Source organism: Pseudoalteromonas sp. NCCP-2140, assembly GCF_023708065.1.
GTDB lineage: Bacteria > Pseudomonadota > Gammaproteobacteria > Enterobacterales > Alteromonadaceae > Pseudoalteromonas.
Genome location: NZ_BRCZ01000001.1, coordinates 448,835 through 463,258 on the forward strand (window position 1 = coordinate 448,835; position 14,424 = coordinate 463,258).

Consider the following 14,424-nt stretch of genomic DNA (forward strand, 5'->3'; position numbering starts at 1 on the left):
TTTGGGTATATAGGAGGTGACGCATGCATCACCTCTTATTTCCGAGCTTAGTTAAATCTAGACGCAATACTTTAGAGCGGCGTTCATGGTTATAAAGCGCTTTTTTCTTCGCAGGTAGTTCATCAACTGTCACTATTTCAAAGCTTTGCTCTAAAAACCAGTGAATGCTACGTGTAGTGAGTGCAAATAAATGAGAATAACCCGCACGTTTAGCCTTATTAATAATAAACCTCAGTAGATAACTGCCGCGATCGGCATCTCGGTACTGAGGGTGAACAGCCAAACTTGCAAACTCCCCCACTTGTTCATCTGCAAACGGATACAAAGCCGCACACGCTATAATAAGACCATCACGCTCAATAACCGTAAATTGTTCAATTTCGATTTCTAGCTGTTCACGAGAACGGCGCACCAAATAGCCTTGCTGTTCAAGGGGTCTTATAAGGTTAATGATTCCGGTAATATCAGCAATACTTGCACTTCGTAATTGCTCAGAGCTTTGTGGTGCGATTTGTGTACCAATACCATCTAAAGAGAACAGCTCTTGTAATAAGGCGCCATCTTCTTTGTAACTAACAAGATGGCAACGATGTACGCCACCTCGACAAGCATCAATTGCAGCTTGTAAGAATACGGTTGCGCTTACACATGAGTCAGGTTGCTTGCGATAGCTTGCTAATAGTTGCTCAGCTTCATTTGGCATTAGCTCTGCAATCGCCTCACCATTTTCATCCAAAATACCGGCTTCTTTACAAAAGCCAAGCATTTTATCGGCACGTAGTTTGAGAGCTACTTGCGTAGCAATTTCTTCAGCAGTTAAGTTAAAGCTTTCACCTGTAACAGAAGCCGCTATTGGCCCAAGCAGAACAATTCCGTTGTTATCTAACTGGTGGCGAATACCCGCAACATCGATACGTCTCACTCTACCTGAATGATGATAGTCCACACCTTCATCAACACCTAAAGGCTGAGCAATTACAAAGTTGCCACTCACCACATTTAAAAATGAGCCAGACATAGGTGTACTACTTAAAGACGTAGATAAACGCGCTGTTATATCGAACTGCATTGCACCCGCAACCTTCTTAATTACATCAAATGTTGCGTTATCAGTTACCCGTATCTCATTATGAAACTGACTAGTTATGCCAACTTGCTCAAGCGCTGCGTTAAACTGTGGGCGAGCACCAAACACTAAAACAATCTTAATACCAAGACTAGTTAATAGCGCGACATCGTTGATGATGCTGCGACAACCAGACTGATCGATCGCCTCTCCGCCAAGCATAACAACGAATGTTTTACCGCGGTGAGCATTAACGTATGGGGTTGACTGGCGAAATCCATCTACCAATTCTGTGGTACGCACGTAATATTTACCTTATTAAAGTCGAATGTTTTAATAAAAACAGATATACAAGCCACAAGTGTAGAGAATTTATATTCACAAATAAAGCATTATTATTCTTAATTTATGATTGGAATTTTCTTGTCGAGTAGAAGGATGTGATAGATACAAAAAAGGCCCGCAAAAGCGAGCCTTTTTTAAGAGATTAGAACTGATTACCAGCCTGTTTTCTCTTTAAGTGCATTACCGATATCAGCTAATGAACGTACAGTTTTTACGCCAGCAGCTTCTAATGCAGCAAATTTCTCATCAGCAGTACCTTTACCGCCTGCGATGATTGCACCAGCGTGACCCATACGCTTACCTGGAGGTGCAGTAACACCCGCAATGTAAGAAACAACTGGTTTAGTCACGTTGTGCTTGATGTATTCTGCAGCTTCTTCTTCTGCAGTACCACCGATTTCACCGATCATAACGATAGCTTCAGTTTGCTCGTCTTTTTCGAACATTTCTAAAACGTCGATGAAGTTAGTGCCAGGGATAGGGTCACCACCGATACCAACACATGTTGATTGGCCGAAACCAGCGTCAGTAGTTTGCTTAACCGCTTCGTAAGTAAGAGTACCAGAACGTGATACGATACCTACTTTACCAGGCTTGTGGATGTGACCAGGCATGATACCGATCTTAGTTTCACCCGGAGTGATAACACCTGGGCAGTTAGGACCGATCATACGAACACCAGTTTGATCAAGCTTAACTTTAACGTCAACCATGTCTAGTGTTGGGATACCTTCAGTGATACAAACGATTAGCTCGATGCCAGCATCGATAGCTTCTAAGATTGCATCTTTACAGAAAGGTGCTGGTACGTAGATAACTGATGCAGTTGCGCCAGTTGCTTCAACAGCGTCACGTACTGTGTTGAATACTGGAAGACCAAGGTGCGTTTGACCGCCTTTACCTGGGCTTACACCACCAACCATTTGTGTACCGTACTCAAGCGCTTGCTCAGAGTGGAAAGTACCTTGGCCACCTGTGAAACCTTGACAGATAACTTTTGTATCTTTATTGATTAATACAGACATTATTTGCCCTCCGCAGCAGCAACAACTTTTTCAGCTGCGTCTGTTAGTGATTCAGCAGCGATGATGTTAAGGTCAGAACTAGCTAGTACTTCACGACCAAGTTCAGCGTTAGTACCTTCTAAACGTACTACTACAGGAACGTTAACACCTACTTCTTTAACTGCGCCGATGATACCTTCTGCGATCATGTCACAACGTACGATACCACCAAAGATGTTAACTAAAACAGCTTTAACGTTGTCGTCAGATAAGATGATCTTGAATGCTTCAGATACACGCTCTTTAGTTGCACCGCCACCAACATCTAGGAAGTTAGCTGGCTTGCCACCGTGTAGGTTTACGATGTCCATAGTACCCATTGCTAGGCCTGCACCGTTAACCATACAACCAACGTTACCGTCTAGTGCAACGTAGTTAAGCTCAAAGCTTGCAGCGTGAGCTTCACGCGCATCTTCTTGTGAAGGATCGTGCATTTCACGGATTTTAGGTTGACGGTAAAGCGCGTTACCATCTACACCGATTTTACCGTCTAGACAGTGAAGGTTACCTTCGTCTGTGATTACTAGCGGGTTGATTTCTAATAGAGCGAAATCGAAATCGTTGAACATGTTAGCAAGACCCATGAAGATCTTAACGAACTGTTTCATTTGAGTAGGGTTTAAACCTAGTTTGAAGCCTAACTCACGAGCTTGGTAAGCTTGAGGACCAACTAGTGGATCGATCTCAGCTTTGTGAATTAGTTCTGGAGTTTCTTCTGCAACTTGCTCGATTTCAACACCACCTTCAGTAGATGCCATGAAAACAACTTTACGAGAAGCACGATCTACTACAGCGCCAAGGTATAATTCGTTAGCGATGTCAGTGCAGCTTTCAACAAGAATTTTTGATACTGGCTGACCATTTTCGTCTGTTTGGTAAGTAACTAAGTTTTTACCTAACCAGTTCGCAGCGAACTCTTTAACTTCGTCAGTTGTTTTAACTAGCTTAACACCGCCAGCTTTACCACGGCCACCTGCGTGAACCTGTGTTTTAACAACCCACATATCACCGCCGATTTTCTCAGCAGCTGCTGCAGCTTCTTCAGGTGTATCGCAAGCGAAACCTTGAGAAACTGGTAAACCATATTCGGCAAAAAGTTGTTTTGCCTGATACTCATGCAAATTCATGATGCTTTATCCAATTTTTTATACTAAAAGAGCTGAATATTTATGCAAAATAAACAGCTATCCCAAATTGCGCACTTAGTATAAATCCCAAGGCTCCACATGAAAACCCCAGTTAGACCAAAGGCGCAAAAAAAAAGCTGTGAACGAGGTTCACAGCTTAGTTTTCATACAACCAGATTAAACATCTAGTAGTAAACGAGTCGGATCTTCAAGTAACTCTTTAATTGTTACTAAGAAACCTACTGATTCTTTACCATCGATTTGGCGGTGATCATAAGATAACGCTAAGTACATCATTGGTAAGATTTCAACTTTACCATTTACAGCCATAGGACGCTCTTGGATTTTGTGCATACCTAAAATTGAAGACTGTGGTAAGTTGATGATTGGTGTAGATAGTAATGAACCGAATACACCACCGTTAGTGATAGTGAAGTTACCACCTGTCATATCATCAAGAGATAATTTACCGTCACGACCTTTAAGCGCTAGCTCACGGATACCTTTTTCGATTTCAGCAACTGATAGCTTGTCACAGTCTTTAAGAACTGGAGTAACAAGACCACGTGGTGTAGAAACCGCGATGCTGATGTCGAAGTAGTTGTGATAAACAATATCATCACCGTCGATAGACGCATTTACTTCAGGGAAACGCTTAAGTGCTTCAGTAACTGCTTTAACGTAGAAAGACATGAAGCCTAAACGGATACCGTGACGCTTTTCGAATACTTCTTGGTACTGCTTACGAAGGTCCATAATTGGCTTCATGTTAACTTCGTTGAAAGTCGTTAACATTGCAGTTGAGTTTTTCGCTTCAAGAAGACGATTAGCGATTGTTTTACGTAAACGAGTCATAGGAACACGTTTTTGTGTACGGTCACCCATAGGTGCTGCTGGTGCTGATGCTTCTGCTTTAGGCGCTGCTGCCGGTGCTTTTAAGAATGTATCAACATCTTCTTTAGTTACACGGCCATTTTTGCCAGTACCTTTAATTTTTGATGCATCAAGGCCTTTCTCAGCGATTAAACGACGAACTGACGGCGTTAACACGTCAGAGCTGTCATTTGATTCGCTTGCTGGTGCTGCTTCAGCTTTAGGAGCTGCTGCTGCCGGTGCTGCACCCGCTTTAACTGTACCAATTACTTGCTCACCAAGTACTGTTTCGCCTTCAGCGTGAATGTGCTCACCCATGATACCGTCTTCTTGAGCAACAACTTCAAGAACAACTTTATCAGTTTCGATGTCAACAAGGTTTTGGTCGCGTGTTACCGCTTCACCTGGTTGAACGTGCCAAGTAGCAATAGTCGCGTCTGCGACTGATTCTGGAAGTACAGGTACTTTAATGTCCACTTCTTTACCTTCTGATGCTGGTGCTGATTGCGCCGCTGGCGCGTCTTCTGATTTAGCTGGTGCTGATTCGTCACTTGCTGGTGCAGCATCTGCATCACCAAGTAATGCAATTACTTGTTCGCCAAGTACCGTTGCACCTTCTTCTTGTGAAATTTCAGTGATTACACCGTCATTTGGTGCAACAACTTCTAAAACAACTTTATCTGTTTCGATATCTACTAAGTTTTGGTCGCGGCTTACTTTGTCGCCAACACTTACGTGCCATGTTGCAACAGTAGCATCAGCAACCGACTCAGGAAGTACAGGAACTTTAATTTCTGTGCTCATTGCTTATCCTTTCTTTTCAATAGTAAGCGCATCTGCAACGAGCGCTTGTTGTTCTTTATTATGCACTGACATGTAACCACACGCTGGTGATGCTGATGCTTTACGACCTGCGTAAGTTAATTTAGCACCGGCTGGGATTGCATCAACAAAGTGGTGTTGAGAACAATACCATGCACCTTGGTTTTGTGGCTCTTCTTGACACCAAACAAAATCTTTAACGTGTTGGTAACGCTGCATGATTGTATCCATCTCAGCGTGTGGGAATGGATATAATTGTTCTACACGAACAATAGCAATGTTATTTAATTCTTGCTTACGACGCTCTTGTAGTAGCTCGTAGTAAACTTTACCGCTACAGAATACAACGCGTTCTACTTTATCTGCAGCAATATCATCGATTTCATCGATCATATTGTGGAATACACCTTCAGATAACTCTTCAAGTGTAGATGTTGCCAACGGGTGACGAAGTAGCGACTTAGGCGTCATAACAATCAATGGACGACGAAGTGGACGTACTGATTGACGACGAAGCATTGCATAAACTTGCGCAGGTGTTGAAGGAACACATACTTGCATGTTGTGATCAGCACACAACTGTAAGAAACGCTCTAAACGTGCCGAGCTATGCTCAGGACCTTGACCTTCATAACCGTGTGGAAGTAAACATGTAAGACCACATAAACGGCCCCACTTCTGCTCACCTGAACTTAAGAATTGGTCAAATACAACTTGTGCACCGTTAGCGAAGTCACCAAATTGTGCTTCCCACATTACAAGTGACGTAGGTTCAGCTGTTGCGTAACCATATTCAAATGCAAGTACCGCTTCTTCAGAAAGAACTGAATCATACACTTCAAATGCACCTTGCTTTTCGCTGATATTTTGCAGCGGCAAGTATGTTGATGCATCTTTTTGGTTATGAACAACAGCATGACGGTGGAAGAATGTACCACGGCCTGAATCTTGACCGGTTAAACGGATATCTGTACCTGCATCAACAAGGGTTGCATAAGCAAGTGTTTCAGCCATACCCCAGTCAAGTGGTTTTTCACCTGTCGCCATTAGCTTACGGTCGTCGTAGATTTTCTTAACGCGCGACTGTGCTTTGTGGCTTTCTGGGAAGCTTGCTACTTTTTCGCCAAGCTCTTTTAACTTCTCAACCGATACTGTTGCATCGTACTCAACATCCCAATCGTGACCAACAAACTTAGCCCAATCAGAAGAGTGCGATGTTTCTAGTTGAATTTCTTCAACAACACAGTTGCCTTTGTCTAAACCGTTACGGTAATCATCAGCAAGTGCTTTTACTTCATTTTCTGAGAATGAACCTTCAGCAACTAATTGGTCTGCGTAAATTAGACGAGGTACTGGATGCTTTTTGATTTTTTGGTACATAAGTGGTTGAGTCGCGTTCGGCTCATCCGCTTCGTTATGACCATGACGGCGATAACATACTAAATCAATCACTACATCACGTTTAAACTGGTTTCTGAAATCAAGTGCGATTTGAGTAACAAATGCAACCGCTTCAGGATCGTCAGAGTTAACGTGGAAAATTGGTGCCTGAACCATTTTCGCAATATCAGTACAGTATGGTGTAGAACGTACATCAGACTGTTTAGACGTTGTAAAACCAACTTGGTTATTAACAACGATACGGATACTACCACCACAACTAAATGCATTAGTTTGTGATAAGTTAAATGTTTCTTGTACAACACCTTGACCTGCGATTGCAGAGTCACCGTGAATAGTAATTGGTAATGCTTTAATACCTGACTTATCACCTAGACGGTCTAGACGAGCACGTACCGAACCCATAACCACTGGGTTAACGATTTCTAAGTGAGACGGGTTAAATGCAAGTGCCATGTGCACGTTGCCACCGTTAGTTGCAAAGTCAGATGAATAACCCATGTGATATTTAACATCACCTGAGCCTAATGTGTCTTTGTGTTTACCAGCGAACTCATCGAATAATTCTGATGGGTTTTTACCTAAAACGTTCACTAGTACGTTCAAGCGACCGCGGTGAGCCATACCAATAACAGCTTCTTTTTGTCCGCTTTCACCTGCACGATGAATTAGTTCTTTAAGCATTGGTACTAATGCGTCACCACCTTCAAGTGAGAAACGTTTTGCACCAGGGAACTTAGCCCCTAAATATTTTTCAAGGCCATCTGCAGCTGTTAACCCTTTAAGGATACGTAGCTTTTCTTCTTTAGAGAACGTTGGACGTGATTGCACTGATTCTAAACGTTGTTGTAACCAACGTTTTTCTTCAGTTGAAGTGATGTGCATATACTCAGCACCTACCGACCCACAATAAGTCGTTTTGAGTGCTTGATATAGCTCACCTAATGGCATGGTTTCGCGACCGACAGCAAACGAACCCACATTGAATTCACGGTCAAAATCAGCTTCAGATAAATCGTGGTACTCTAATTCTAGATCACGAACACGTTCGCGTTGCCAAATACCTAATGGATCTAGGTTGGCATTTTGGTGACCACGGAAACGGAAAGCATTAATAAGTTGTAGCACCTTGACCTGTTTAGGATCGCCAGAGCCACCCTCTGCTACCACTACTTCTCTATGCTTGTTTTTAGCAAGCTGTGCAAATTGTGAACGAACTTCAGAATGTTTAACGTCAACATCCACACCATCAACTTTTGGTAATTGTTCGAACACTTCTCGCCATTCTTCTGGCACAGAAGTCGCATCATCTAAGTACGCTTCATAAAGCTCTTCTACGTAAGCAACGTTACCGCCGTTTAAGTGAGAAGATTCTAGCCATGCCTTCATCACACCTTCGTGCATTTATAAGCCCTTTTCTTTAGCGCAGAAATTAATTGTTGTAAAAACAAGGTGGTTAATCACTTAACCACCTTACATATTCAAGCTTTAAACAGCGCGGTTTAAAAGCATTGATTTGATTTGTCCAATTGCTTTGGTCGGGTTAAGACCTTTTGGACACACGCTAACACAGTTCATGATACTGTGACAACGGAACACGCTGAACGCATCGTCAAGGTCAGCAAGACGCTCTTCAGTAGCTGTATCGCGGCTATCAGCCAAGAAACGATACGCATGAAGAAGACCCGCAGGACCGATGAACTTGTCTGGATTCCACCAGAACGAAGGACACGATGTTGAACAACATGCACATAAGATACACTCATATAAGCCATCTAACTTATCACGTTCTTCGATTGACTGAAGACGCTCACCCGCCGCAGGCGTGTCGTTGATTAGGTAAGGCTTAACTTTTTCGTATTGAGTGTAGAACTGACTCATGTCAATAACAAGGTCACGTACCACAGGTAAACCTGGTAAAGGACGAATTACGATTTTACCTTTGCCACCTTTTAGTAGCGTTGATAAAGGAGTAATACACGCTAAACCGTTTTTACCATTCATGTTGATACCGTCTGAACCACACACACCTTCACGGCATGAACGACGGAATGATAATGTTGGATCTTGCTCTTTTAATTGCATAAGCGCATCCAATACCATCATATCTTGGCCTTCTTGCGTTTCTAGCGAGAAGTCCTGCATACGTGGTGCATTATCAACATCTGGATTGTAACGATAAACCGAAAATTGTACTTGTGCCATCGTCTCGCTCCTAGTATGTACGTGCTTTAGGTGGGAAAGCTTCACGCAGTTTCGGCGCGTAGTTTACTTCACGTTTTGTCATTTCATCTGTAACTGGGTTATAGATAGAGTGACATAGCCAGTTATCGTCATCACGATCTGGGAAGTCAAAACGAGAGTGTGCACCACGGCTTTCTGTACGGAAGTTTGCAGCTACTGCTGTTGAGTATGCTGTTTCCATCAAGTTATCAAGCTCTAGACATTCGATACGTGCAGTGTTGAACTCAGTCGACTTGTCGTCAAGACGAGCGTACTGAAGACGTTCACGAATTTCTTTAAGCTCTTTAAGACCTGTTGCCATTGCATCACCTTCACGGAATACCGAGAAGTTAAGTTGCATACACATTTGTAGGTCTTTCTTGATTTGTACTGGGTCTTCACCTTGGCCAGCTTTAGAGTTTTCCCAACGGTTAAAGCGTGCAAGTGATGCTTCAAGGTCTGAATCAGACGCATCTTTACCTGCTTCAACACCGTTAAGGTACTTACCTAAGAAGTTACCAGCTGCGCGGCCGAATACAACTAAGTCAAGTAGTGAGTTACCACCTAGGCGGTTAGCACCGTGTACAGATACACATGCAATCTCACCAACAGCGAATAAACCTTCTACTACTTTCTCTTGGCCGTTTGCATCAATTTGTAATGCTTGACCATTTACGTTAGTTGGAACACCACCCATCATGTAGTGACATGTTGGTATAACTGGAATTGGTTCTTTAGCTGGATCAACGTGTGCGAATGTTTTCGCAAGGTCACATACGCCTGGAAGACGTAAGTTAAGTGTTTCTTCACCTAAGTGGTCAAGCTTAAGCTTGATGTGAGGACCGTAAGGACCATCGCAACCACGACCTTCACGGATCTCAGTCATCATTGAACGAGCAACAACGTCACGAGACGCTAAGTCTTTTGCATTTGGTGCGTAACGTTCCATGAAGCGTTCGCCGTCTTTATTAAGAAGGTAACCACCTTCACCACGACAACCTTCAGTTACAAGTACACCGGCACCGGCGATACCTGTTGGGTGGAACTGCCACATTTCCATATCTTGCATTGCAACACCAGCACGTGTAGCCATACCAACACCGTCACCAGTATTGATGTGTGCATTCGTTGTCGATGCGTAGATACGGCCTGCACCACCTGTTGCTAAAACAACAGCTTTTGATTTGAAGTAAACAACTTCGCCAGACTCGATGTCGATTGCTGTACAACCAACAACGTGACCGTCGCTGTTTTTAACTAAATCTAGTGCGTACCACTCAGAGAATACGTTAGTTTTGTTTTTAACGTTCTGTTGGTATAAACAGTGTAATAGCGCGTGACCAGTACGGTCAGCTGCTGCTGCAGTACGTGCAGCCTGTTCACCACCAAAGTTTTTCGACTGACCGCCGAAAGGACGTTGGTAAACACGGCCATTTTCAAAACGAGAAAATGGTAAACCCATGTTTTCTAATTCAGTAATAGCTTCTGGGCCTGTTTTACACATATATTCGATAGCGTCTTGGTCACCGATGAAATCGGAACCTTTAACAGTATCGTACATGTGCCATTCCCAGTTATCTTCATGTGAGTTACCCAGAGCAACCGTAATACCACCCTGTGCAGACACAGTGTGAGAACGTGTAGGGAAAACTTTTGAGATAAGTGCACAGGTTTTGCCTGATTCAGTGATAGCTAGTGCTGCGCGCATACCCGCACCACCTGCACCAATCACTACAGCGTCAAATTCACGAACAGAATAATTCACTTAAACACCCCATAAAACGATTAGACCAATTGCTACGTAAGCAACAGCCATAAGGTTTAATACAAAGCCTAAAACAGCACGTAATTTAGCGCATTTAACATAGTCAGTAAGAACTTGCCAAAGGCCGATACGGGTGTGAACCATAATGCAAACTAGGGTAATTAAGGTAAACCCTTTCATTGCTAGGTTAGAGAATAGGCCTTGCCAGGCTTCGAAAGTGACTTCTGGCGTACATAAAAAATAGCCGATAATAAAAATCGCGTAAGCGCTGATTATTAATGCTGTTGCACGTAGTGATACGAAATCTTGTACACCATCACGTTTAAGAGTTGCTTGATTTAAAACCATATCCACACTCCTGCTAGAATTGCAGCTACAACACCTAAAGCTAATGCAACTTTAGCGCTGAAGTTACCTGATTCAAGTTCTTCCCAGTGACCCATGTCCATAATGATATGACGGATACCACCGATTAAGTGATACGCCAATACAGAAATGGTGCCCCATGCTATGAATTTGGCAATGAATCCGCTGAACAGACCCTTGACGAATTCAAAACCTTCTGCAGAAGAAAGAGACTCAGACCAAGCCCAAATGACAAACGTTAAAGCAAAAAATAATGCAACACCGGTGACGCGGTGAAAAATTGATGCTTTAGCCGTTGCCGGCATAGATATAGTTGTTAGATCTAGATTTACAGGTCTTTGCTTTTTCACAGTTACTTGCCCATCTTGCCCACTAAGGAGCTCATCTACTTGTTTTTCTAAAACCCATCAAAATGAATTTCGATGGAACTATCTAAGTAAACCGTGTTGATACACAAAAAGTTCACACTTATGCAAAACTCAAATGTAAAAATAAAGTTTACCTACAGACAATACGGTATAAAACCTTGGATAGTATATATAGCCAAAGGTCTTTTTACAATTCTTGTTTAGTAAGAGACGTTTGCGAATTAGCCAATAGTATAATATTTAATCCTGACAGAATATTTATTATCCATTTGTGCATAATGTTTATAAAAATTGACTTTATACCCCTCTTTCACGTTAAAATGAAAAGAATGTGCTTAAACAGATTCAGAACATAACAATCAGAGTTGTTATCTTAATAGGAGATAAATAGATGGCGGATAAGAAAGCCACGGTCCATATTGATGGTCTTGATCCAATCGAACTTCCAATTTACCAAGGCACTGCTGGCCAAGACGTAATCGACGTACGTACGTTAGGTTCACATGGTCACTTCACTTACGACCCAGGTTTCATGTCGACCGGTTCTTGTGAATCTTCAATCACTTACATCGATGGCGGCAAAGGTGTTTTATTACACCGTGGTTACCCAATCGAGCAATTAGCTGATGAATCAAACTACATCGAGCTTTGCTACTTACTATTAAACGGCGAATTACCGACTAAAGAACAATACGAAGCGTTTGCTCAAGAAATCACGCACAACACAATGCTTGATACTAAAATCGCAAACTTCTTCCAAGGTTTCCGCTTTGACGCTCACCCAATGGCAATGCTGTGTGGTGTTGTAGGTGCTCTTTCTTCTTTCTACCACGAAGATTTAGACATCACTGACGCAACACAACGTAAAACAAGCGCAATCAAGCTAGTTGCTAAATTACCAACTATCGCTGCGATGGCTTACAAATACAATGTAGGTCAACCGTTTGTTTACCCGCGTAACGACTTAAGCTTCGCTGAAAACTTCTTACACATGATGTTCTCAGTACCAGCTGAAGAATACAAAGTAAGCCCTGTTCTTGCTAAAGCAATGGACAAAATCTTCATGCTTCACGCTGACCACGAGCAAAACGCATCAACGTCAACTGTTCGTTTAGCTGGTTCTTCAGGTGCTAACCCTTACGCGTGTATCGCGGCTGGTATCGCATCTCTATGGGGCCCTGCGCATGGTGGTGCTAACGAAGCATGTCTTAACATGTTAGAAGAAATCGGCTCTGTTGACCGTATCGACGAGTACGTTGCTAAAGCGAAAGATAAGTCTGATCCTTTCCGTCTTATGGGCTTTGGTCACCGTGTATACAAAAACTTCGACCCACGTGCGACAGTAATGCGTCAAACATGTCACGAAGTACTTGCTGAGCTAAACATTCAAGATCCACTTCTTGATATCGCTATGAAGCTTGAGCAAATTGCACTTGAAGACCCATACTTCGTTGAGAAGAAACTTTACCCTAACGTAGATTTCTACTCAGGTATCATTTTAAAAGCAATCGGTATTCCAACAAGCATGTTCACTGTAATCTTTGCAATGTCACGTACTGTTGGTTGGATCTCTCACTGGGATGAGATGCTTTCTCAACCTGGTCACAAGATCAGCCGTCCTCGTCAGTTATACACTGGTGAAACTTCACGCGATTATGTACCAACAGACAAGCGTTAATACGAATTTGCGTTTAAAAAAGGCCGCTATGCGGCCTTTTTTGTTGCCCTGCACTTGTCTATTTGTGCAAAGTAATTAAAATCGTCGCATTCTTGTAGCTTAAGGCCTTTCATGTTCGATATCACAAAAATACGTGCTGACTTTCCCATACTGAATGAAACAGTCAATGAGCAGCCTTTGGTGTATTTAGACTCAGCGGCTACCTCGCAAAAGCCACAGGCAGTTATTAATGCTCTTAGCCGTTTTTATAGCCACGAGAACGCCAATGTGCACCGCGGCCGCCATACACTCAGTGAAAACGCGACACGCCAATATGAACATACCCGAACGCTACTTGCAGATTATTTTTCTGTAAAAAATAATGAGATAGTGTGGACCAAAGGAGCAACCGAATCGATTAATTTAATCGCAAATGGTCTGGCTTCGAAGCTTAGTCCTGGCGATAAAATCGCCATATCTGCTATTGAACACCACGCCAACATCGTCCCTTGGCAACAGCTAGCACAGCGTAACGGTGTAGAAGTCATTATTTTGCCGATAGAAAATGATTTAACTATTAATAGCGTGCACTGTAGTGAATTTATCAAGCAACAAAAGCCTAAAATAGTCGCTATTACCCATGCATCAAATACCCTTGGGAATATCACTGATTTAGCGCCAATCATTAGCGCATGTAAAGCCATTAATGCTATTTCTGTTATTGATGGTGCGCAGGCAGCGATGCATTTACGCCCTAATTTACAAGAAATTTCCTGTGATTTTTACGTATTTTCTGCCCATAAAATGCTCGGGCCGACAGGTTTAGGAGGCCTATATGGCCGATTTGAGCTGTTAAATTCGCTCGATGTATATCAAACCGGTGGCGAAATGATCGAAACAGTGAACCTAACACACAGCACTTTTCGTGATGCGCCGGGTAAATTTGAAGCAGGAACACCGAATATTGCAGGTGTCATTGCCTTTAGTGAGGCAATAAATTATTTAATATCGTTAGATTTTCAGCAAATGCGTCAACATGAGCATACAGTTTTTGACTATGCGATAAAACAATTATCAGCTATTGATGGTATTAATATCTATTCAAACCAAACAGATAACATCGGTAACATTAGTTTTAATTATCGCGATGAACATCCGTTTGATTTAGCCACCCTACTTGATGGATTTGGCGTTGCCGTGCGTAGTGGCCATCATTGTACACAACCTATAATGAGCCATTTAGGTATACCTGGGACTGTACGAGCAAGTTTTGCGTTATATAACAATAAAGCTGATGTAGACGCCTTTATCAGTGCTGTTAAAAGTAGTATTGAGTTATTAGATTAA

At 42.5% G+C, this 14,424-nt stretch carries 11 protein-coding genes; 2 read left to right on the top strand and 9 right to left on the bottom strand.

Going from position 1 to position 14,424, the window contains the following annotated elements:
• Positions 1 to 28 precede the first annotated feature (28 nt).
• From argA to sdhC, 9 genes are all read right to left on the bottom strand, one after another.
• Positions 29 to 1,369 (bottom strand): amino-acid N-acetyltransferase, encoded by a 1,341-nt coding sequence (gene argA, locus NFU46_RS02185; RefSeq protein WP_175078374.1) that lies wholly within the window; start codon positions 1,367 to 1,369, stop codon positions 29 to 31.
• A 194-nt stretch (positions 1,370 to 1,563) separates the two neighbouring features.
• On the bottom strand, positions 1,564 to 2,436 hold the full coding sequence (gene sucD, locus NFU46_RS02190; protein WP_062569011.1) for a succinate--CoA ligase subunit alpha: 873 nt from the start codon (positions 2,434 to 2,436) through the stop codon (positions 1,564 to 1,566).
• On the bottom strand, positions 2,436 to 3,602 hold the full coding sequence (gene sucC / locus NFU46_RS02195; protein WP_054561566.1) for an ADP-forming succinate--CoA ligase subunit beta: 1,167 nt from the start codon (positions 3,600 to 3,602) through the stop codon (positions 2,436 to 2,438). Before sucC ends, sucD begins: the two co-directional genes overlap by 1 nt.
• A 177-nt stretch (positions 3,603 to 3,779) precedes the next feature.
• The gene (gene odhB / locus NFU46_RS02200) at positions 3,780 to 5,279 is read right to left on the bottom strand and encodes a 2-oxoglutarate dehydrogenase complex dihydrolipoyllysine-residue succinyltransferase (RefSeq protein ID WP_175078375.1); all 1,500 of its coding nucleotides are present in this window, start codon (positions 5,277 to 5,279) and stop codon (positions 3,780 to 3,782) included.
• 3 nt (positions 5,280 to 5,282) lie between these two features.
• On the bottom strand, positions 5,283 to 8,102 hold the full coding sequence (locus NFU46_RS02205; protein ID WP_175078376.1) for a 2-oxoglutarate dehydrogenase E1 component: 2,820 nt from the start codon (positions 8,100 to 8,102) through the stop codon (positions 5,283 to 5,285).
• Between the two features lie 84 nt (positions 8,103 to 8,186).
• Positions 8,187 to 8,903 carry a succinate dehydrogenase iron-sulfur subunit gene (locus NFU46_RS02210; protein WP_054551369.1) on the bottom strand — a complete coding sequence of 239 codons (717 nt, stop codon included), beginning with the start codon at positions 8,901 to 8,903 and terminating at the stop codon, positions 8,187 to 8,189.
• 10 nt (positions 8,904 to 8,913) lie between these two features.
• Positions 8,914 to 10,686, bottom strand: a complete 1,773-nt coding sequence (sdhA, locus tag NFU46_RS02215) for a succinate dehydrogenase flavoprotein subunit (RefSeq protein WP_054561569.1) — start codon at positions 10,684 to 10,686, stop codon at positions 8,914 to 8,916.
• Positions 10,687 to 11,034 carry a succinate dehydrogenase, hydrophobic membrane anchor protein gene (sdhD, locus tag NFU46_RS02220; protein ID WP_054551371.1) on the bottom strand — a complete coding sequence of 116 codons (348 nt, stop codon included), beginning with the start codon at positions 11,032 to 11,034 and terminating at the stop codon, positions 10,687 to 10,689.
• Positions 11,025 to 11,402, bottom strand: coding sequence for a succinate dehydrogenase, cytochrome b556 subunit (sdhC, locus tag NFU46_RS02225; RefSeq protein WP_082401567.1), 378 nt, complete (start codon positions 11,400 to 11,402; stop codon positions 11,025 to 11,027). Before sdhC ends, sdhD begins: the two co-directional genes overlap by 10 nt.
• Before the next feature lie 409 nt (positions 11,403 to 11,811).
• Here sdhC and NFU46_RS02230 point away from each other — a divergent pair, with 409 nt between their 5' ends.
• Together NFU46_RS02230 and NFU46_RS02235 are read left to right on the top strand one after the other, a co-directional pair.
• On the top strand, positions 11,812 to 13,098 hold the full coding sequence (locus NFU46_RS02230) for a citrate synthase (RefSeq protein ID WP_054551373.1): 1,287 nt from the start codon (positions 11,812 to 11,814) through the stop codon (positions 13,096 to 13,098).
• A 111-nt stretch (positions 13,099 to 13,209) separates the two neighbouring features.
• A complete protein-coding gene (locus tag NFU46_RS02235; RefSeq protein WP_251599263.1) occupies positions 13,210 to 14,424 on the top strand; it encodes an aminotransferase class V-fold PLP-dependent enzyme in 1,215 nt (404 codons plus the stop codon).